General features: G+C 63.2%; 25 protein-coding genes. 14 read left to right on the top strand and 11 right to left on the bottom strand.

Annotated elements, in window-relative coordinates:
* Positions 1–5: 5 nt before the first annotated feature.
* A complete protein-coding gene (locus tag ASH04_RS22340; protein ID WP_057474565.1) occupies positions 6–938 on the bottom strand; it encodes a helix-turn-helix transcriptional regulator in 933 nt (310 codons plus the stop codon).
* A 103-nt stretch (positions 939–1,041) separates the two neighbouring features.
* On the opposite strand from ASH04_RS22340, the gene ASH04_RS22335 reads away from it, so the two are divergent.
* From ASH04_RS22335 to ASH04_RS22325, 3 genes are read left to right on the top strand one after another with little or no spacing between them, the layout of a single operon-like run.
* A complete protein-coding gene (locus ASH04_RS22335) occupies positions 1,042–1,635 on the top strand; it encodes a TIGR03086 family metal-binding protein (RefSeq protein WP_057474564.1) in 594 nt (197 codons plus the stop codon).
* Positions 1,636–1,682: 47 nt separating this feature from the next.
* Positions 1,683–2,363, top strand: coding sequence for a thiamine pyrophosphate-dependent enzyme (locus tag ASH04_RS22330; RefSeq protein ID WP_057474563.1), 681 nt, complete (start codon positions 1,683–1,685; stop codon positions 2,361–2,363).
* The gene (locus ASH04_RS22325) at positions 2,364–3,275 is read left to right on the top strand and encodes a transketolase family protein (protein ID WP_057474562.1); all 912 of its coding nucleotides are present in this window, start codon (positions 2,364–2,366) and stop codon (positions 3,273–3,275) included.
* Here the strand turns inward: ASH04_RS22325 and ASH04_RS22320 are convergent, their stop codons facing one another.
* Complete coding sequence (locus ASH04_RS22320) at positions 3,276–3,737, bottom strand: DUF6194 family protein (RefSeq protein WP_032370017.1); 462 nt, start codon at positions 3,735–3,737, stop codon at positions 3,276–3,278.
* 39 nt (positions 3,738–3,776) lie between these two features.
* Positions 3,777–4,211: a PaaI family thioesterase gene (locus tag ASH04_RS22315; protein ID WP_045841571.1), complete on the bottom strand. Its 435-nt coding sequence runs from the start codon at positions 4,209–4,211 to the stop codon at positions 3,777–3,779.
* Positions 4,212–4,267: 56 nt separating this feature from the next.
* Here ASH04_RS22315 and ASH04_RS22310 point away from each other — a divergent pair, with 56 nt between their 5' ends.
* Complete coding sequence (locus ASH04_RS22310; RefSeq protein WP_048318918.1) at positions 4,268–4,888, top strand: TetR/AcrR family transcriptional regulator; 621 nt, start codon at positions 4,268–4,270, stop codon at positions 4,886–4,888.
* Between the two features lie 187 nt (positions 4,889–5,075).
* Positions 5,076–5,600 (top strand): HD domain-containing protein, encoded by a 525-nt coding sequence (locus ASH04_RS26305; protein WP_162247563.1) that lies wholly within the window; start codon positions 5,076–5,078, stop codon positions 5,598–5,600.
* Here ASH04_RS26305 and ASH04_RS22300 read toward each other — a convergent pair.
* Positions 5,584–6,087, bottom strand: coding sequence for a luciferase domain-containing protein (locus ASH04_RS22300; protein ID WP_057474561.1), 504 nt, complete (start codon positions 6,085–6,087; stop codon positions 5,584–5,586). The two genes, ASH04_RS26305 and ASH04_RS22300, sit on opposite strands and share 17 nt — an antisense overlap.
* 301 nt (positions 6,088–6,388) lie before the next feature.
* Between ASH04_RS22300 and ASH04_RS22295 the strand changes: the two genes are divergently transcribed.
* A complete protein-coding gene (locus ASH04_RS22295) occupies positions 6,389–6,664 on the top strand; it encodes a PLD nuclease N-terminal domain-containing protein (protein ID WP_027495096.1) in 276 nt (91 codons plus the stop codon).
* Here the strand turns inward: ASH04_RS22295 and ASH04_RS22290 are convergent.
* Positions 6,657–8,051 carry an aminotransferase-like domain-containing protein gene (locus ASH04_RS22290; protein ID WP_057474560.1) on the bottom strand — a complete coding sequence of 465 codons (1,395 nt, stop codon included), beginning with the start codon at positions 8,049–8,051 and terminating at the stop codon, positions 6,657–6,659. The genes ASH04_RS22295 and ASH04_RS22290 overlap by 8 nt on opposite strands.
* Between ASH04_RS22290 and ASH04_RS22285 the strand changes: the two genes are divergently transcribed.
* The 6 genes from ASH04_RS22285 to ASH04_RS22260 all read left to right on the top strand — a co-directional run bounded on the left by ASH04_RS22285 (position 8,050) and on the right by ASH04_RS22260 (position 13,940).
* A complete protein-coding gene (locus tag ASH04_RS22285; RefSeq protein ID WP_057474559.1) occupies positions 8,050–8,991 on the top strand; it encodes a DMT family transporter in 942 nt (313 codons plus the stop codon). The genes ASH04_RS22290 and ASH04_RS22285 overlap by 2 nt on opposite strands.
* On the top strand, positions 8,988–10,208 hold the full coding sequence (locus tag ASH04_RS22280) for a pyridoxal phosphate-dependent aminotransferase (RefSeq protein WP_032392587.1): 1,221 nt from the start codon (positions 8,988–8,990) through the stop codon (positions 10,206–10,208). Before ASH04_RS22285 ends, ASH04_RS22280 begins: the two co-directional genes overlap by 4 nt.
* A 177-nt stretch (positions 10,209–10,385) precedes the next feature.
* Positions 10,386–11,030, top strand: coding sequence for an ABC transporter permease (locus ASH04_RS22275; RefSeq protein ID WP_032367688.1), 645 nt, complete (start codon positions 10,386–10,388; stop codon positions 11,028–11,030).
* Entirely contained in the window at positions 11,027–12,235 is a 1,209-nt protein-coding gene (locus ASH04_RS22270; RefSeq protein WP_032367689.1) for an ATP-binding cassette domain-containing protein, read from the top strand. Before ASH04_RS22275 ends, ASH04_RS22270 begins: the two co-directional genes overlap by 4 nt.
* Complete coding sequence (locus ASH04_RS22265) at positions 12,232–12,969, top strand: ABC transporter permease (protein WP_179274294.1); 738 nt, start codon at positions 12,232–12,234, stop codon at positions 12,967–12,969. Before ASH04_RS22270 ends, ASH04_RS22265 begins: the two co-directional genes overlap by 4 nt.
* On the top strand, positions 12,966–13,940 hold the full coding sequence (locus tag ASH04_RS22260; RefSeq protein WP_032373453.1) for a glycine betaine ABC transporter substrate-binding protein: 975 nt from the start codon (positions 12,966–12,968) through the stop codon (positions 13,938–13,940). The genes ASH04_RS22265 and ASH04_RS22260 overlap by 4 nt, the downstream gene beginning before the upstream one ends.
* A gap of 7 nt (positions 13,941–13,947) precedes the next feature.
* Here ASH04_RS22260 and ASH04_RS22255 read toward each other — a convergent pair whose 3' ends face one another.
* Entirely contained in the window at positions 13,948–14,145 is a 198-nt protein-coding gene (locus tag ASH04_RS22255) for a helix-turn-helix transcriptional regulator (protein ID WP_032373454.1), read from the bottom strand.
* Positions 14,142–14,549 carry a hypothetical protein gene (locus tag ASH04_RS22250; RefSeq protein WP_094621841.1) on the bottom strand — a complete coding sequence of 136 codons (408 nt, stop codon included), beginning with the start codon at positions 14,547–14,549 and terminating at the stop codon, positions 14,142–14,144. Before ASH04_RS22250 ends, ASH04_RS22255 begins: the two co-directional genes overlap by 4 nt.
* Before the next feature lie 181 nt (positions 14,550–14,730).
* Here ASH04_RS22250 and ASH04_RS22245 point away from each other — a divergent pair, with 181 nt between their 5' ends.
* On the top strand, positions 14,731–15,672 hold the full coding sequence (locus ASH04_RS22245) for a DUF808 domain-containing protein (protein WP_032367693.1): 942 nt from the start codon (positions 14,731–14,733) through the stop codon (positions 15,670–15,672).
* The gene (locus ASH04_RS22240; protein ID WP_082519379.1) at positions 15,672–16,157 is read left to right on the top strand and encodes a GNAT family N-acetyltransferase; all 486 of its coding nucleotides are present in this window, start codon (positions 15,672–15,674) and stop codon (positions 16,155–16,157) included. Before ASH04_RS22245 ends, ASH04_RS22240 begins: the two co-directional genes overlap by 1 nt.
* Positions 16,158–16,167: 10 nt before the next feature.
* On the opposite strand, the gene ASH04_RS22235 is transcribed toward ASH04_RS22240, so the two are convergent.
* The 4 genes from ASH04_RS22235 to ASH04_RS22220 all read right to left on the bottom strand — a co-directional run bounded on the left by ASH04_RS22235 (position 16,168) and on the right by ASH04_RS22220 (position 17,846).
* Positions 16,168–16,380 carry a hypothetical protein gene (locus tag ASH04_RS22235; protein ID WP_027495104.1) on the bottom strand — a complete coding sequence of 71 codons (213 nt, stop codon included), beginning with the start codon at positions 16,378–16,380 and terminating at the stop codon, positions 16,168–16,170.
* An 8-nt stretch (positions 16,381–16,388) separates the two neighbouring features.
* Positions 16,389–16,976: an ArsR/SmtB family transcription factor gene (locus ASH04_RS22230; protein WP_235580067.1), complete on the bottom strand. Its 588-nt coding sequence runs from the start codon at positions 16,974–16,976 to the stop codon at positions 16,389–16,391.
* An 84-nt stretch (positions 16,977–17,060) separates the two neighbouring features.
* A complete protein-coding gene (locus tag ASH04_RS22225) occupies positions 17,061–17,456 on the bottom strand; it encodes a hypothetical protein (protein ID WP_057474557.1) in 396 nt (131 codons plus the stop codon).
* 18 nt (positions 17,457–17,474) lie between these two features.
* On the bottom strand, positions 17,475–17,846 hold the full coding sequence (locus ASH04_RS22220) for a VOC family protein (RefSeq protein WP_032367695.1): 372 nt from the start codon (positions 17,844–17,846) through the stop codon (positions 17,475–17,477).
* Positions 17,847–17,896: the final 50 nt, after the last annotated feature.

Raw genomic sequence — 17,896 nt, 5'->3', positions numbered from 1 at the left:
CGACGTCAGCTGTACAACCGCGCCGTTGCCGTAGCCCGTCGAGCCAATTCGTCGCGAATTGTGTTCGGCTGGAGCACTGTTACCGCAGGTCCGCAGTGCCACAACGCCCCCACAGCGTGATTGTGTCCGGAGAACTCGATGACTGCGAGGCGTCGTCCGTCGTCCTGTACTTGGTCGCTGATCACTCGAACGACATTCTTGGTCAACGAGATCCATACTGATTCTTCTGCGAGGCAGGTGATTTTGATGTGGGTCAAACTCGCACGGAACGACTTCCAGTGTGCGGTGAAGGCGGCCTCCAGGTCCACGGTGGATGCGCGGTGAGCCTGCTCGTCGAGCACGGTCAGTTCGTCGATCCGCGATACCCGGTAGACACGTTCGGTGCCGTCACGCCCGGCGAGTAGGTACCAGTGATCGCCGGCGTAGACGAGCCCGATGGGGTCGAGGATTCGATCGGACAACTCACCGCCGCGGTTGCGATACGTGATTCTTATCCGCATACCGTCTATGACGACCCGTTGGAGTTCCACCAGATGTTCTTCCGGTTCGTGGGGATACGCGAAACCGTCGGGCCGGACCAGGATTCGTTGTGAGGCAGTGCTTGCCGCTGCTCGGTGAGCGTCGGGTATCGCGGCGATCACCTTGCGCATGGCGCTCGCGAACGCCGGGGTGGCGACGCGTCCCGCGCCGGAAGCGAGCAATGCCGTCGCCTCGGCGGCCGTCAGACCGGTCAGCTCGGTGCGATAGCCCTGCAGCAGACTGATGCCACCACCGCGACCGCGATCGGTGTAGACCGGAATGCCCGCCGAAGACAAGGCTTCGATGTCACGCAACACGGTGCGCGTGGACACTTCGAGCTGGGCGGCGATGTCGGCAGCGTTCAGTCTGCCCCGATGTTGGAGCAGCATGACGATGGACAACAACCGGTCTGCGCGCACCCGAAAAGTCTCTCACCAAAAGATGACAGAAGATGTCATGTTCACCCGATCTACTTCTACCCAGCAGGCCACACCCGGTGGCCGCGAAACGGAAGGATCGACAATGAACACCATCGAGACCACGCAGCAGACCGATCCGCGCGAGGTGTACTTCACGTCCGCCGCATGGGTGAGCGGTCTGATCGGTGCGGTGCGCGCCGACCAACTGGACCTTCCAACTCCGTGCGACGAGTTCGATGTCCGGACGCTGGCAGGCCATCTCGTTGCGACGGTCCGAAGGCTGATTGCGATCGCCGAACTCGGGAGTCCGGACTCTGTGTCGCCCTTGTGCTCCGATCATGACGCCGCATCCTTCGACACGTCGGTGACGCAAGCCCGTGCCGCGTGGGCCGACGATGCATTGCTCGATGCCCCGGTCGCGGTCCCGTGGGGTGAGGTACCGGGGCGATCGGCTGTGTGGGGATACACGCGCGAGCTACTACTGCACGGCTGGGACCTCGCGGTGGCGACTGGCCAGCCCGCAGAAGTGGACGACACTCTCGTCGAGCCGGTAGCAGTGGAATTCCATGCAATGCTTCCAGCGGATGCGCGGGTTCCGGGAGTGCCGTTCGGCCCCGTCGTGGAACCGAGGCCGGAAGCGGGTTCACTCGAACGCCTGGCGAATTTCTCCGGTCGGTCGTCGGACGGCTGGGTGTAGTACGTCGCTCTTGACCTCGAGTGCACTCGAGGTTGCAGGGTGGTCCCATGCAGATGACTTTCGAAGAGTTGCCTCAACTCATGACGCTGATGACCGACGACGAAAAGCACGGTGCGAGCGCCACATCCACGCTGGACGTGCTGTGGGTGCTGTACTCCGACATTCTTCGTCTCGACGCGGCGCAGCCCGACGATCCCGATCGCGACAGGTTCTACCTCTCCAAGGGGCACGGCCCGATGGCGTACTACGCAGTGCTCGCTGCACGGGGCTTTCTGACGCCGAACGAGCTTGCGTCGTTCGGCAGCTACCACTCACCGCTGGGCAATCATCCGGACCGCACGCTGATTCCCGGGGTCGACATCGGATCGGGATCACTCGGTCATGGTCTGGCGCTGGCAGCCGGAACTGCTGTGGCGCTGCAGATTCAGCGAAGCCAGGCTCAGGTGTTCGTACTGATCGGTGACGCCGAGCTCGACGAGGGCAGCAACATGGAAGCCATCCAATTCGCCGGCCGATCGCAGCTGGCCAACCTGACGACCGTGGTGATCGACAACGATTCGGCTGGTCTGGGTTGGCCCGGCGGCATCGCGTCGCGCTTCGCCGTCGAGGGGTGGTCGACCTCCGACGTCGACGGGAGGGACCACAGTGCGCTCCGGCGGGCGTTTCGCGTCGATCACGGCGACCGACCTCACGTGGTGGTCGCCCACGTGGAGAAGAAGGAGAACTGAATGACGTCGACGATGAAGAGGACCGCGGATCAACGCGAGTCCTTCTACCGACTGCTGCCGGAGTTGTTGGTGCAGGACGAGCGAGTCGTGCTGGTACTGGCCGAGATCGGCGCCGCCTATCTCGAACCGCACCTCACTCCTGACATCCGATCGCGTGTGGTCAACGTGGGTATTCGAGAGCAGGCGATGATCGGTGTCGCAGGCGGTATGTCGCTCGCCGGAATGCGTCCGATCGTGCACACCTTTCCACCGTTTCTGATCGAGCGACCCTTCGAGCAGGTGAAACTCGATCTGGGACATCAGGATGTCGGCGCGATCCTGGTCAGCTCGGGCGGCTCCTACGGGTGGCCGCAAGGCGGTGAGACGCACTTCGGCCAACGCGATGTCGCACTGCTGGACACCCTGGACGGGTGGACGGTGCACGCGCCCGGGCACGTCGACGAGGTCGAATGGATGCTGCGCGGTGCCGCTGCATCCGACGACCGCGTTTACATCAGGCTTGACGGCGTCTCGAACGATCACTCGTACGGTCGACCCGGAGGTTCGATGACCGTTCTGCAACAGGGTAATTCGGGCACTGTGATCTCGGTCGGTCCGATGACGGACCGGGTCCTGGCCGCGGCCCGTGGACGTGACGTCACCGTGCTGCACGCGTCGACGATCAGGCCCTTCGACGGTACGACTCTTCGCGAAACGCTGACTGCGCCGGACATCATGATCGTCGAGCCCTATCTTGCGGGAACCTCTGTGCCGCAGATTGATCGAGCGATGGCAGACATACGGCATCGCGTACTGGGGATCGGGGTGGAGCCTGGAGAGCGTAGGAAGTACGGAACGGTGGCCCAACACTACCGAGCCAACGGCCTCGACATCGAAGGACTGTCCCGATCGATGGACGACTTCTTCGAGTGATCAGTGTCGGCGGCGCTCGTACCTGTCCTTGGTGACGCTGTACGCAGATTCGAGGAGTTCCCCGATCTGCGATTCGGTCTGAGAAGACGGGTTGACCACCGACAACCAGCCCGCAGTGCCGTACTGAGGGTGGGCAGCAAGGGTGTCGTCGGTATCGGCCTGCGGTGCGTGGGCTGCTTCGCGTGGGGGCACTCCCAGTAGCCGTTCGAATTCCTGCTTTCCGGCAATGACATTGACACGGAACGCGTCGGGCCGGTCCAGCCGGGACAACTCGTCACCCGGATAGTTCTTCGTCACGATGGTCGCGAACGGCTGGGTGGACGACGGAACAGTTCCGTCCGGCGAGTAGTAGAAGAACACATCGCCCCATGCGAGTTCCGGAGTCCCATCACCCTCCCGAGGCAGCTGCGCCAACGTGCCGTCGAAGCTGCCGACCAGATTCACGATGTCATCGAGTGTCATTCATCGATCGTCACATGTTCTGCGGTCTCTGCCCAGAGTTCAGCCGACTTTGTAGGTTCCCGTGCCGGTTGCGACGAGGCGGCCGGATTCGGTCCCGACGATGTCGACTCGACACGTCTTCAGGCTCCGACCCGCGTGTATCCGAGTACCGACTATATCGACGCCCTCGGCATATACCGGTTCCATGAACTGCACAGACATGGAGACCGTGACGCCCCGAAGCTTCTGGGGCACTGCGGATCCGGCCCATGCTGCGGTCATGATCCCGATATCGATACAGCCGGCGATCACGCCGCCGTGCAGCATCTGGCCGACGGTGGACAGCTCGTCGCGGTACGGCAGCCGCAATCGAGCTGTGCCCTCGTCGATGTCGACCAGCTCGATGCCCAGTTGCTGCACGAACGGTGATTGCGGGAGAAACATGGTCATCGCGGCGCTGCCGCTGTCCGGTGTCAGTACTTCGTTGGCTGTCATCGCTACCCCTCTATCGTAATTGGATTCCGATATCGGAATCAGAGTACGATAAGCTTGTGGTCTTGGATACCCCCACCGACAAGCGGAAGCGTCGAACACACACTGCGGTGCTCGACGGCGCTCGTTCGCTCTTCCTACGCCACGGATATCGGGCAACGACGATCGAGATGCTGGCCACCGCAGCCGATGTGGCGGTGAGTTCGATCTACGCAAACTTCCCCGCCGGCAAGGTGGACATCTACGCTGCTCTCGCGTGGCGAACCGCCCAGAGCCACGCTGAGCAAATGACTGCCCCCACCGATGCGGTCGATTCTGCGCACGTCGTTGCCGAGTTCCTCGATCGCTACATCGCGTTTCACCGCGACGATCCATTGGCGTTGCGGCTGCTGGCGCTGACGGATGTGGACAAGTCCGAGTCCGCGTCGGTCGGTGAGGCGAAGGAAAAGATCGACACTGCGCTCGGTGAACTCATCGATTCGGTGACGCGTGCGGTGGAGGACGCCGGTGCCGACGTCCTCCCCCGTGCACTGGTTCTGAATGCCTGGGCGGCGATGAACGGTGCTGTGTCACTGCATCAACGACGCATCGTCGATCGATCCATGCTCGACGCCATGCTCGCGATCACGCGGGCGGATATGCTCCGCCACCTGAAGGGAACACCCGATGAAACCCGGTGAGCTGAGCGCAGGTCATCGTGCGCGAATAATGGCAGCTGCTGTGCGAGAACAACTCACTATGTTGCCCGGTACCGTGCTCGGTCCCCGGCGACGTTCGGCGGGTTCCGCATGGCACACAGTCGATGCTCCGGATTCACGGTCGTGCCGGGAAGCACTGGAGGAGGCCAGAGAGTGCCTCAGTGAGCCCATGTTGATGCACAGCGTGCGGTGCTGGCAGTACGCGTCGGCGTTTGCGGTCATCGACGGTCTACGGCCGGATCGGGAGGCGCTGTACGTCGCGTGCCTGTTGCACGACATAGCTCTCGGCGCAGAACAGGACCCGGTGGCTGGATGTTTTGCGGTGATCGGAGCCGGGAGAGCCGAAGAGTTCGTCCGCCGACACGAAGGCGACGACCGAACGGCGCAGATCGTCCACGAGACTGTAGCCAGGCACATGGACGTCGAGACACCGATGGGATCGGAGGCGGCCCTGCTGCACGATGCGGCACACCTGGACGTCAGTGGCCGTCGGATTCGAGACCTCGATCCGCACTGCGTGGATGTCATCGAATCCAGCTATACGCGAGAAGGTTTCGCCGCAGACTTCGCATCCAGGATGAAGATCGAATCGAGAAGGAGACCGCAGTCGACGGCTGCGACCTTGTGGCGCTCAGGAATGTACCCGGCGATGAAGGCGAACCCCCTGGAGCGCAGGGTCATATCGTCGAAGTAGCTGTTGCGCGATGGATGATCTGTTCGATTCGATCTGCGTCGTCGGAGTCTCTCGGTGCGTAGAGGAAGACGTAGGTTTCGGGAAGTCCGAGGCCAGGGCGTCCGGCGAGGGGGTGTAGCTCACCCCAGCCCGCGGAGATGACGGTTTGAGCATCGTCGGGCTGCATGACGACGTGCATCGATCCTTCGGTCTCGTGGACGTGGAGTATCTCGCCGTTGGTTCGCGAAATCCACGGTGCAGCAGTGGTGACATCCGTCAGATACAGTGCGTCCCCTCGCCTCTCGAAGTGGCTGCGCGCCAGGTGGTATCGATTGTTCGTGCGCGCTTCGGTAGCAACTGCGCCGGTGATCCTGTCTGTCAGTACGGGCGTAGCACGGTCGGTGAGCTGACGATGTGGAATCGGGTACGGGGCGATCGTCGGACGTGGTCCTCGGCGCGGTTCGAGGTGCCAGTGCCGGCCTGCGCGCGACGCGCCGGCGACGGTCATAAGGTCACGTCTGGAAAACGGTCGTAGCGCGGTGGCGATCAACCACCCACCGACGTTGGCCGGTAAGCCACACGGCCCCAAGGCCCTCCACGTCGTGTAGTCGTTCTTGACGGTCTGCACAAGTCCCCCCCAGGTCGTATACGTCCGCACCACGGTAACTGCGCGACGACTCCGGCGGTAGGCCTACATCGTCCGATGTACGACGAGATACACGTGCAGACCGATGTGCAGGAACGTTCGGGTCCATAGCGTTGTGGTCGTCAACGAAACAGCGAAGAACAAGCACAGCAGAGGAACCGTCATGCACGCCGCAGTACTACTTTCACAACAACACTCGACCACCGAGCAGGTACTCGGGTTCGGGCTGGGAACCATCGTCTTGGTGGCGGTGCTCGGCGCGGTCGTTCTGTTCGTCGCCGCGCTCGTCAGCATCCTTCGCTCACCCAATTACAGTGTCGCAGGCCGTGCGGTGTGGATCTTCGTCGTGCTCGCGTTTCCGTTTCTCGGGCCTCTGGTCTGGTTCGTATGGGGCCGCACCTCGACGTTCGCCGTCGAAGCGTCGAACAGTCTCAGATGACCGATCCGATCGTGCGTGCCGCATCCGGGAACTCACCGGCGTTCGAGCCCGCGTAGTTCAACCGCAGGAACTTGCCGGTGGGTTCGGCCGGGAAGTAATCGTCTCCCGCACCGACGATGACACCCGCCGATTTGCATTTGTGCACAACGTCTTCCAGGTCGATGTCGTCACGCAGGCGCATCCACAGATTGAGTCCGCCCCGGGGGATCCGATCGAGATGACCGCGAGGAGCGAACTCGATCAGGCTGTGGGCCAATAGGTCTCGACGAGCTTCGAGTTGCGTGCGTAGGCGTCGTAGGTGTGTGCGCCAGGCGGGTTGAGTGACGACATCGAGAGCGACGGTTTGCAGGATGCCGCTGACGTACATCGATTCGGCTCCCGTGTCGGCGAGGATACGTTCGTGGGCCGGGCCACGAGCGATCAAGCCTGCCAATCGAATCGACGGTGATACGACCTTGGTCAGCGAACGCAGGTACACCACATGTCCGCCGTCGTCTCTTGCGGCCAATGGGCTGGGTTCGGCGGTGATCCCGAAATCGTGGGCGGAGTCGTCCTCGATCAGGAACGCGCCGTGTCGTCGAACGATGTCGAGCACACGTTCGGACAGGTCCGGAGACCACTGCGCTCCAGTGGGGCTGGCGAAGGTCGGTTGAGCGTAGAACGCCCGCGCGCCGGACTCGGCGAATGCCTGCTCCAGCGCGTCCGGGTCGGGTCCGTCGACCCCGGTGGGGACCGGGACCACGCGAACGCCTGCCTGCGTTGCCGCCAGAATCGCTCCCCAGTACGTCGGTGATTCCATGAGAAGTGGGCGTCCCGCACCGACGAGCGCCCGAAAGGCCGTGCTCAGGCCGGTCTGGCTGCCCGGGATGATGACCACGTCGCTGGCCGAGGGCGGCGTGACGCCCAGCGGGGTGGAAGCGCCGAGTTCCGCGGCGAACCAAGCTCGAAGCTCGGGCAGACCTGCGGTCGGTGGCCGGGCAACCACTGCGTCGGTGCGTGAAGCTCGGGTGAAAGCAGCGTGAACGAGTCGCTCCGGCAACAGCTCTCGGGCCGGGTAACCGGAATGCAGAGCGATCACGTCACTCGACGTGGACTGCAGTGCGGCGGGGAGTTGCAATCTGTTTCCGGGTGCACCGAGCGCGGCAGTCTGCCACCCGTAGTCGTTCGGGCGGGCCGTGTGCACGGTCTTGACGAATGTTCCGACGCCAGGCCGTGTTTCGATGACACCCTGCGAAATGAGCGTGCGCATTGCTTTCTGCACCGTCACGGGGCTGGCCGAATGCTGGGCCACCAGCGCACGAGTGGATGGCAGCTTCGCCTCGGGCGGGGCGGTTGCGATCCAGGTTCGCAGTGCAGACACGATCCGGGAACTGCTATCGTCGGACATGACACAGCATAGTAGCGCTACCCAGCTCGCGCCGGGACTGCTATCCCGAGCCGGCCTCTTGTGGGGACTGGCGGGTGTCACGGCGTTCTCGTTCACCGTGCCGCTGACTCGGATCGCCGTGACCGGTGGCCTGTCGCCGCTTTTCGTCGGGTCCGGACGCGCCGTCGTCGCCGCGGCCCTCGCTGCTGGCGCCCTGGCCCTGACCTCGCAACGGTTGCCACGCGGACGGCAATGGGTTCGACTGTTTGTCATCGCGGCAGGGGTCGTCATCGGTTTCCCCGTGCTCACGTCGTTCGCTCTGACCACCGCCTCCGCCGGCCACAGTGCCGTCGTCATCGCGCTTCTGCCGGCTGCGACCGCGGCCTTCGCCGTCGTCCGCGAGCGGCAACGCGTCCGGCCGATGTTCTGGTTGGTTGCGGCCATGGGTGCTGCGGTCGCTGTCGGATTCGCAGCCGTGCAGGGCGGCGAGGTCGCCGGACTGGGGTGGTCGGATCTGCTTCTCCTCGCAGCCGTCGTGGCGGCCGCGGTGGGATACGCGGAGGGCGGGCTGCTTGCGCGTGAACTGGGAGCGTGGCAGACGGTCTCGTGGGCGCTCGTCGTCTCTGTTCCGGTGACCGGAGCGATGACGGCGTTCGCGTGGTGGCATCAACCCACGAGCGGAGGTGTCTCGGAGTGGGCTGCGTTCGCCTATCTGGCCGTCGTGAGCATGTACCTGGGGTTCTTCGCCTGGTATCGGGGGTTGGCCATCGGTCCGATGTCGAGCGTGAGCCAGGTGCAGCTCGCTCAGCCGGTGCTGACGATCTGCTGGGCCGCGATCCTGCTCCACGAGGGACTGACGTGGCCGGTGGTCGTGGGTGGAGCAGCAGTCATCGTATGTGCAACAGTGGCGGTCCGAACTCGGATGTCGCCGTCCGTTCGACAGGAGGAACTTTCGTCATGACGCGATCGATCGATCAGGCACGCAAGCTCGAGAATGTTCGCTACGACATTCGTGGCCGCATTCTGGACAAGACCGAGGAACTCGAGGAGCAGGGGCACAAGATCCTGCGCCTCAACGTGGGTAACCCGGCCCCGTTCGGTTTCGAGGCACCCGACGAGATCATGATGGCGATGATTCGCAATCTGCCTACCGCGCAGGGATATTCCGACTCGCGGGGCCTGTTCTCGGCGCGCACCGCGGTGGTGCAGTACTACCAGACCAAGGGCCTGAGCGACCTCGACGTCGGCGACGTCTACCTGGGCAACGGGGTCTCCGAGCTGATCACCATGACGATGCAGGCGCTGTGCAACCCCGAGGACGAGGTGCTGATCCCCTCCCCCGACTACCCGCTGTGGACGGGCTCGGTGGCTCTCGCCGGAGGCACTCCGGTCCACTACTTGGCAGACGAGACTCAGGACTGGGCTCCGGACTTCGAGGATCTGGAATCGAAGATCACCACCCGTACCCGGGCCATCGTCGTGATCAATCCCAACAACCCCACTGGTGCGGTGTACTCACGCGACGTTCTGCAACGTTTCGTCGACCTCGCGCGCGAGCACGATCTGATTCTGCTCGCCGACGAGATCTACGAGAAGATCGTGTACGACGGTTCCGAGATGACCAATCTCGCAACTCTCACCGGCAAAGATGTGCTGTGCCTGACCTATTCGGGGTTGTCGAAGGCCTACCGAGTGTGTGGATTCCGTGCCGGGTGGCTGGCGATCACCGGTCCACGGCGCCGTGCGGCGAGCTTCATCGAGGGCATCACGTTGCTGTCCAACATGCGCATGTGCGCGAATGTGCCTGCACAACATGCAATACAGACGGCGCTCGGCGGCCGTCAATCGATCGAGGACCTCCTGCTGCCGACGGGTCGGTTGACCGCGCAGCGCGATCTGGCGCATCGAATGCTGAACTCCATCGACGGGATCAGCTGTGTGCAGGCTGCGGGCGCGCTGTACATGTTCCCCAAGCTCGACACCGACCGTTTCGGCATCGTCGACGACGAGAAGTTCGTCCTCGACCTGCTCGAATCCGAGAAAATCCTGGTCAGTCACGGTCGAGCGTTCAATTGGGATGTGCCCGACCACTTCCGGCTCGTCACCCTGCCCAACGTGGACGATCTCTCGACCGCACTCGAGCGGCTCGGCAACTTCATGAGTTCGTACACGCAGTAGAACCGATTCTGCTCGAGCTGATTTTAAGTCCGTGCGGGCGCTCGGCAAGGGCGTATTCGCGCAGATGAACCCGCGTATCGCTCTGCTGCACGGCCTTTGGCGAACCCGCATTTCCCCGACGCCCCGGGGAAATGCGGGTTACGCTCGTCGTCCGATCTGCCGGGCGAGAGGGAATTCGTGGATCTATGGGGCTATTTGCAGGGGCGGGGTGAATCCCTCGCGTTTCTGACCTATCAACATGCGTCGCTGGCGTTTCAGACGGTTCTGGTGGGCACGGTCGTGGCCGTGCTCATCGCGATCGCAGTCCATCGTCTGCCTCTCTTCTCGGCACTGACGCTGACGACCAGTCGAGTAGCGCTGACGATTCCGTCTCTGGCGTTGCTCGCGCTGCTCATCGTCCCGTTCGGCTTGGGTGTGGTGCCCTCGTTCATCATGCTCGCGTTCTTCGCCGCCATGCCCGTGATCGGCAACGCCATCGTCGGACTGCGTGGAGTTCCCGACACCGTGATCGAGTCGGCGAAAGGAATCGGGTTCTCGCGCAGCCGCATCCTCGTCTCCGTCTCACTGCCCATGGCATGGCCGGTCATTCTCACCGGAATCCGCGTCTCGACTCAGATGGTTGTCGGCGTCGCGGCCATCGTCGCGTACGTACTCGGGCCGGGCCTCGGGTCGCTCATCTTCAATGGCCTGTCGAGACTGGGCGGGACCAATTCCGTCGAGATGGCAGTGACCGGCACAGTGCTCATCGTCGTCATCGCCCTGGTGTTCGACGGCCTGCTCGTCCTTCTCGGGCGCCTCACCATCTCGAAGGGATTGTCATGACGGACAACACAACCGGCGAGCGAACGGTCACCGGTGCCTCGATTCGCCTCGACGGTGTGGTCAAGCAGTACAAGGGCCAGAACAAGGCGGCGGTGCAGAAGATCGACCTCGATATCGAGGCCGGCCACATCGTCGCGTTCGTCGGTCCGTCGGGTTGCGGGAAGACGACCACGCTGAAGATGATCAACCGCCTCATCGAGCCGACGGAGGGCCGAATCTTCATCGGCGACCGTGACGTCACCGGTGAGGATGCGGACAAGCTGCGGCAGTCGATCGGGTACGTCATTCAGTCCGGCGGACTCTTCCCACATTGGTCGGTCGCCAAGAACATCGGCGCCATTCCACGGGTACTGGGGTGGGACGCGAAGAAGATCGACGAGCGAACCGATTACCTGCTGGATCTGGTGGGACTCGACGTCGCCGACTTCCGCGATCGTCTACCCAAGGACATGTCGGGCGGACAGCAACAGCGAGTGGGTGTGGCGCGAGCACTCGCCGCCGATCCACCGGTGTTGCTGATGGACGAGCCGTTCGGTGCCGTCGACCCGATCACCAGGGTTCGACTGCAGGACAGCCTCATCGCCATCCAGCACGAACTGGCGAAGACGATCGTGATCGTCACCCACGATTTCGAGGAAGCGACGAAGCTCGGTGACAAGGTACTGATTCTGTCCGAGGGCGGCCACATCGAGCAGTATGCGACGCCGGAAGAAATCTTGGCAAAACCCGCGAGCCCGTTCGTCGAGGAGTTCATCGGATCCGGGGCCACGCTGGCACATTTGACGTTGTCCCGCGTCAAAGACGTCGACCACGACTCGGTCGTCACCGCCGAGGTGGGCGATGCGTCGCAGGAGGTCATCGCTCGTGCTCGGGCTCAGGGTGCCACCTGGATCGTCGTCATCGACGAACACGGCCGGCCCCGCGCCTGGCCGTCGCTGGACGAAGTCGCCACCAAGGAGCGCATCACCGACTATGTCGACGAGCGATTGCCCACCGTCGCACCGTCGTCCACGCTCAACGACGCACTGGACACGATGCTGGCCGCCAGTCAGGGCGGCGTACTCGTCACCGACGGCCGCGGTGCCGTCACCGGCGCACTGACGATCGCAACCGTGATGGCCGTCATTCGGGGCCAACTCTCGGATGCTCGCTCCGGTGACGGTCACGTCTCGTATTCGGCCCATACCGAGGGCGCAGCAACATGAATCGACTTCGACGCGCACCGTTGGACGTGTGGTTCGAGCCGCTCCTCATCGTCGTGCTCGGGGTCGGTTACATCCTGTGGTACCGCTCCACGACGCTGACGACTACCGAGCAGGCATCACTGGGCTGGGACAATTTGAAGACGACGATCGTCGACCACATCGTGTTGACGTTGACCGCGACCGTGATCGTCGTCGCCATCGCAATTCCGTTGGGCATCCTGCTCACTCGCGACAGGGCGAAGAATTTCCGACCGGTGGCCGTCAACTTCGCCAACATCGGCCAGGCCGCTCCGGCGGTGGGTCTGATCGTGTTGCTGACGATGTGGCTCGGAACCGGGTTCCGCACCGCCGTCATCGGATTGGTGGTCTACGCGATACTGCCGATTCTGCAGAATACGATCGTCGGAATCCAACAGGTCGATCAGCGGACCATCGAAGCGGCCCGGGGAATCGGGTTCTCCGGCCTCCGCACGCTGGTGCAGGTGGAGTTGCCGCTCGCGGTGCCTGTGATCCTGAACGGCGTACGTACCGCGTTGGTCATTCTCGTCGGCACCGCGACACTGAGCACCTTCATCGGGGCGTCAAGCCTCGGCACGCTCATCACCACGGGTACCACGCTGTTCCTACCGAAGTTACTCATCTCCGGTGCCGTTCTCGTCGCGCTGCTCGCACTGATCATCGACTGGCTCGGCCGTGTGGTCGAACTGATCGCGACCCCACGAGGAGTGGCATGATTCGCCGACTGTCCACGGCAGCAACTGCTCTCGCGCTGACGGCAGCACTCGCCGGTTGCGGGTTGGTCAGCTCGTCGGGAACGTTCGAGAGCACGTCACTTCCGGACGGTGCGACCCCGTTGGACGGCGCATCGCTGGTGGTGACGAGCAAGAGCTTCACCGAGGGCGTATTGCTCGGAAAGATCACGGCCACATACCTTGCCGCTGCCGGCGCGAAAGTCACCGACCTGACCGGAGCACCGGGGTCGGCGTCGTCGAGACAGGCACAGCTCAACGGTGACGCAGACATCCTCTGGGAATACACCGGTACCGGGTGGGTCAACTACCACAGCCAGACCGAGACGATCAGTGATCCGCAGGAGCTGTGGGAGCGCGTCCGCGACATCGAGAAGAGTGAGCACAACCTCGATTGGCTACCGCCCGCGAATTTCAACGACACGTATGCGTTCGCCGCCTCGGCCGAGACGGCACAGCGTCTGGGTGTCGCATCTTTGTCGGATGTAGCGAAGCTCCCCGTGGCCGACAGGACGTTCTGCGTCGACGACGAGTTCTTCTCTCGCTCCGACGGTTTCGGACCGATGCTCGACACCTACGGCATCGGACTGAACGCACCCGACGGCGTACCGTCGGGCAACGTCACGCGGATGGATGCGGGTGTCGTCTACACCTCGACCGCCGACAGCTCACCGTGCAACTTCGGCATGGTCTACACCACCGACGGCAGAATCAAGAACTTGAATCTGACTGTGTTGCAGGATGACAGGGCCTTCTTCCTGCCTTACAGCGGGACCGCGGTGGTGCGCGACGCGGTGCTCGAACAGCATCCCGAGATCGCCGATCTTTTGGCCGTCGTATCCGAGCGATTGACCGACGACCTGATGCAGGAGTTGAACGGGCGGGTCGACATCGAGGGCGAAGACCCATCCGATGTCGCCTACGAGTGGTTGAAGAGCGAAGACCTGGTGACGTAAGGTCCGGTCAATTCGTATCCGGCTCGAACAACTCCTCGATAGTGCAGTCGAATGCTGCGGCAAGGCGGAAGGCGACAGGCAGGCTCGGGTCGAACCGCTCCTTCTCGATGGAGATGATCGTCAGTCGGGTGACGTCGATTCGCTCGGCCAATTCGCTCTGAGACCACCGCTTCTCGGTGCGGCGCCGTCGAACATCGTTCTTCACTCGGACAGGGCCCGGTAGCGCGCGAACGCGTACCGCGCGGTGAACGATGCGAATGCCGCCAGCAGCAAGCCCGTCAGCAGCAGCGTGGCCGGGGGGTCGACTCTTGCGATGGACACCACCGCAAGAGTCAGACCCAGTACGGTCACCAGATCGGTGGCCGTGCCGCTGGACGCGGATGTCGTCCAATGGCTTTCGATGCTGTCGCCCGAGGTGTAGGTCTGGTCGGCGGTGACCGGCGCGACGAACAGTATCCAGCCCAGCATCGCGCCGAAGGGCAGCGCGGTGACGCCGAACACCAGCGCGGAAACCCCTGGCGCGATGGGTGACACGAGCCAGGCGAGCAGTGCCGTCGCCGATGCAGTGGCCAGGCCGACAGCGGCGACCGATATCCATCTGAGTCTCACCTGAATGCTCCGTTCGTTGGTATAGCTCGCTATACGTATAGGAAACCATACATCCCACTCCGATGTGTGGTCCGCAGCGAGCTACTGGCGGTATGGTTCGAGCACGTGGATTGCCGGATTTCGGCGTCGTACTCAGCCCTAGGAGCCTGATCGTGCATTCGTCTTCACTCGGAGATCACTGATGGCCGGCGGACTGGTAGCCCTGCTCGACGACGTGGCCGCGCTGGCACGGCTGGCGGCAGCATCGATCGACGACGTGGGAGCCGCTACCGGCAAAGCGACGGCCAAGGCCGCCGGTGTCGTGATCGACGACGCAGCGGTGACGCCTCAGTACGTTCGCGGTCTCGCGGCCGAACGGGAATTGCCCATCATCAAGCGCATCGCTGTCGGCTCGCTTCGGAACAAGCTGCTGATCATTCTGCCGATCGCCCTGCTGCTCAGTCAGTTCCTCCCATGGCTGCTGACGCCCATTCTGATGCTCGGTGGCTGCTACCTCAGCTACGAGGCAGCGCACAAGATCTGGGGAGCGCTGTTCGGCCACGGCGATCATCACGCCGAGGCAGAGGACGAGCCGCGGGACGAGGACAGCGTGGTGTCCGGTGCCGTTCGGACCGACCTGATTCTCTCCGCCGAGATCATGGTCATCGCTCTCGACACCATTGCGAGCGAGGGCTTCTGGAGTCGCCTCATCATCTTGGCGGTCGTCGCGGTGGTCATCACCATCGTCGTCTACGGCGTCGTCGCACTCATCGTCAAGATGGACGACATCGGTCTGAAGCTGGCCGAGGGCTCATCCGGGTTCGTCGAGAAGTTCGGCCGCGGACTGGTCAAGGGCATGCCGAAGGTGATGGCAGTGCTGTCGGTCGTCGGCACCGCAGCCATGCTCTGGGTCGGTGGGCACATCCTTCTCGTGGGCATCGATGAGCTCGGCTTCCACCCCATCTACGAGCTGGTGCACCACGGTGAGGACGCGGTGCGCGGGGTCGCGGGTGTCGGCGGAGTGCTGGCGTGGATCGTCAACACTCTCGCGTCGGCAGTCATCGGTGCGATCGTCGGCTGCATCATCGTTGTTGCGCAGCTCGGGATCTCGAAGGTGCTCGCCAAACGGGCCGCCGCGAAGTAGTGCCTGTATCGGCGACGTTCGCCGTCGTTCATCCCTCCTCGGAGCCGGCGCTCGACATCCTGTTTCGCTACAACGTCGATATCGTCGGACGCTTCTACGGCCGCGAGGCGTCGGACGAGGAAGTACGACAAGTCATGGTCGACGAGCCGAGTGACGATCTCGTGGGTGATTCGGGTCTGTTCGTTGTCGCATACCTGGGCTCGACGCTGGTCGGTTGCGGTGGTGCTCGTTTCGTCTCCGACGACATCGCAGAACTGACTCGGGTCTTCGTCGACGCGCGTGCCCGTGGAAACGGCGTCGGGTCGTCGATCGTCGAGTTCGTCGAAGGATCGGTTCGCCAATCGCGCCGTACGACAATACGATTGGACACGCGAGCGGACCTCGTCGAGGCCCGGGGCCTGTACTCCAGGCTCGGCTATCGGGAGGTGCCGGCATTCAACGCCGAGCCCTACGCCGAGGTATGGCTGGAAAAGCAACTCCTCTGAACAGCTTTCGTCACCGACGAGCCAGCTCGAGGACCCGTCGCTCGGACAGGGAGACATCGGCGAGCGATGCGGTCAACTCGTCCCACGCCTTCTGAACGCGGAGTTCATCTCGGCGGAGGCGCTTCTGCGCAGCAGCGAGTCTGCGCCGCTCTGCCAGAAGCACATGCCGATCGCGATCTTGCTCGGCCAAGAAGAGGTACGTGTGCGGATCGAACGGATACATGCCAACTCCTAAGGTGTAGTGGGGAATCCATGCATCAGCACCATCACGTGTTCACGCTCCCCCGAGGTCGCGTTCTCGCCGTGTCGACGCCATTTGTCGATGACGGCACGCATCTCCGTGCCCATCTCCTTCGTCTCTTCGGCGGTGAGCCGCAGGACGTCGTCGGAGCTGAACGCCGCCGATACCCACTCATGCCCCCACGACTCGGAAGTCCGGTCGAAATCACGCAGCCGAGACCACTGGTTCGCCAACCAGGAGTCCTTGGACGCCTTGGCAACCGACAGTGACTCGGGCGAGTCGGAGAAGTCGTTCTCGGACCAGCTGAAGCCCTCCTCATTGGCCTCCGACCACCAACGTTGGCGCTTGTCCGAGCCGTTCTCTACCTCCTTGACGAACCCGTGCTCGGCGAGTTTGCGCAGGTGATAGCTCACCGAGGCGGGTGACTCGTCCACCAGATCGCCGAGCTGGGTTGCCGTCATCGATTTGTTGGCGCGGAGTGCATAGAGCAGACGTAACCGGATGGGATGCGTCAGCGCTTTCAGCTCGGACATGTCTGTCAGCTTGCGCGGCGTCCTACCGGGAGGTGGTGGGCTCATGCAACAACCATAGCCCGAAAGAAATATTTCGCAATAGTTCTTTCGGACTCCGTTCGGCTGTATCGGTGGGTGCCATGTATGGAACTACGCCGACGGCTTCAGCATCAACAGCGTCGTCCCGATGCCGACGACGATCGGGGCGGGCACTATCCACCACGACCATCGCCGATCCTGGCCGACGACGTGGAGGGTGCGGATCGACCAGGTCAGACCCACGATCAGCAACACCAGGATCGATGACGCGCCGGCGAGGAGCGGATCGAACCAGGCGAACTGTCCGTAGGGCGAGGGCCACCAGTTCCTGGACACGCATACCCACGTGACGGCGGCGATCGTGGTGAACACCAGCAGGATCGGCCCGGGCGGTTTCGAGGCTTTTCGAGGTGCGTTCGCCGACTCGATGAGGCGGTTCTTCAGGCGCTCGATGATGGTCGTGTTCCCTACGCGTCGGAGGTGGCATCCGCGCTCAGGGTCCCACATTTGTCGATGACTTCGGGGCTAACTGCTGTGCACGGTGACGGCGTATCCGTCGGGGTCACGTAGGACGAAGGTCTTTCCGAAGGGGCCGTCGAAGGGGGCGGTCACGATCGTCACGCCGGCGGCGACGAGATTTTCGTGGAGCGCTTCGGCGTCGTCGCACACCAGCCAGAGGGCAACTCCGAGTCCCGGCTGACCACTGTCGAGATCCGTTTCGGGAGCGGGGTTTCGGACGGCAAACGGTATCGGTGAGGTGGTGAACACCACTGCGCCGGGTGGTGCCTGGGGTGCGCGGACGAGGCCCAGCTGCGATTCGTAGAAGTCTGCACTGACGGCGAGGTCACGTACCTGGAGGGAGAGGAAGCTCGGTCCGGAAACGGTTGCAACGGTCATGTCGTGTCCTTTCGGTAGTTCGTCAAGTTCTTGACGAGATGAACGTATGT

It is taken from the genome of Rhodococcus sp. Leaf233 (assembly GCF_001426165.1).
Classification (GTDB): domain Bacteria; phylum Actinomycetota; class Actinomycetes; order Mycobacteriales; family Mycobacteriaceae; genus Rhodococcoides; species Rhodococcoides fascians.
This window is presented reverse-complemented; position numbering and strand designations above follow the sequence as displayed.

Bases quoted from the DNA above. Each gene is read 5' to 3' on its own strand.
- ASH04_RS22320 (WP_032370017.1), bottom strand. From the start codon at position 3,737: ATGACACTCGATGACATCGTGAATCTGGTCGGCAGCTTCGACGGCACG.
- ASH04_RS22220 (WP_032367695.1), bottom strand. From the start codon at position 17,846: ATGACCGTTGCAACCGTTTCCGGACCGAGCTTCCTCTCCCTCCAGGTA.
- ASH04_RS22245 (WP_032367693.1), top strand. From the start codon at position 14,731: ATGGCCGGCGGACTGGTAGCCCTGCTCGACGACGTGGCCGCGCTGGCA.
- ASH04_RS22235 (WP_027495104.1), bottom strand. From the start codon at position 16,380: ATGTATCCGTTCGATCCGCACACGTACCTCTTCTTGGCCGAGCAAGAT.
- ASH04_RS22265 (WP_179274294.1), top strand. From the start codon at position 12,232: ATGAATCGACTTCGACGCGCACCGTTGGACGTGTGGTTCGAGCCGCTC.
- ASH04_RS22230 (WP_235580067.1), bottom strand. From the start codon at position 16,976: ATGAGCCCACCACCTCCCGGTAGGACGCCGCGCAAGCTGACAGACATG.
- ASH04_RS22295 (WP_027495096.1), top strand. From the start codon at position 6,389: ATGCACGCCGCAGTACTACTTTCACAACAACACTCGACCACCGAGCAG.
- ASH04_RS22330 (WP_057474563.1), top strand. From the start codon at position 1,683: ATGCAGATGACTTTCGAAGAGTTGCCTCAACTCATGACGCTGATGACC.
- ASH04_RS22260 (WP_032373453.1), top strand. From the start codon at position 12,966: ATGATTCGCCGACTGTCCACGGCAGCAACTGCTCTCGCGCTGACGGCA.
- ASH04_RS22290 (WP_057474560.1), bottom strand. From the start codon at position 8,051: ATGTCCGACGATAGCAGTTCCCGGATCGTGTCTGCACTGCGAACCTGG.
- ASH04_RS22315 (WP_045841571.1), bottom strand. From the start codon at position 4,211: ATGACAGCCAACGAAGTACTGACACCGGACAGCGGCAGCGCCGCGATG.
- ASH04_RS22285 (WP_057474559.1), top strand. From the start codon at position 8,050: ATGACACAGCATAGTAGCGCTACCCAGCTCGCGCCGGGACTGCTATCC.
- ASH04_RS22325 (WP_057474562.1), top strand. From the start codon at position 2,364: ATGACGTCGACGATGAAGAGGACCGCGGATCAACGCGAGTCCTTCTAC.
- ASH04_RS22225 (WP_057474557.1), bottom strand. From the start codon at position 17,456: ATGTGGGACCCTGAGCGCGGATGCCACCTCCGACGCGTAGGGAACACG.
- ASH04_RS22280 (WP_032392587.1), top strand. From the start codon at position 8,988: ATGACGCGATCGATCGATCAGGCACGCAAGCTCGAGAATGTTCGCTAC.
- ASH04_RS22270 (WP_032367689.1), top strand. From the start codon at position 11,027: ATGACGGACAACACAACCGGCGAGCGAACGGTCACCGGTGCCTCGATT.
- ASH04_RS22300 (WP_057474561.1), bottom strand. From the start codon at position 6,087: ATGACCGTCGCCGGCGCGTCGCGCGCAGGCCGGCACTGGCACCTCGAA.
- ASH04_RS26305 (WP_162247563.1), top strand. From the start codon at position 5,076: ATGTTGATGCACAGCGTGCGGTGCTGGCAGTACGCGTCGGCGTTTGCG.
- ASH04_RS22335 (WP_057474564.1), top strand. From the start codon at position 1,042: ATGAACACCATCGAGACCACGCAGCAGACCGATCCGCGCGAGGTGTAC.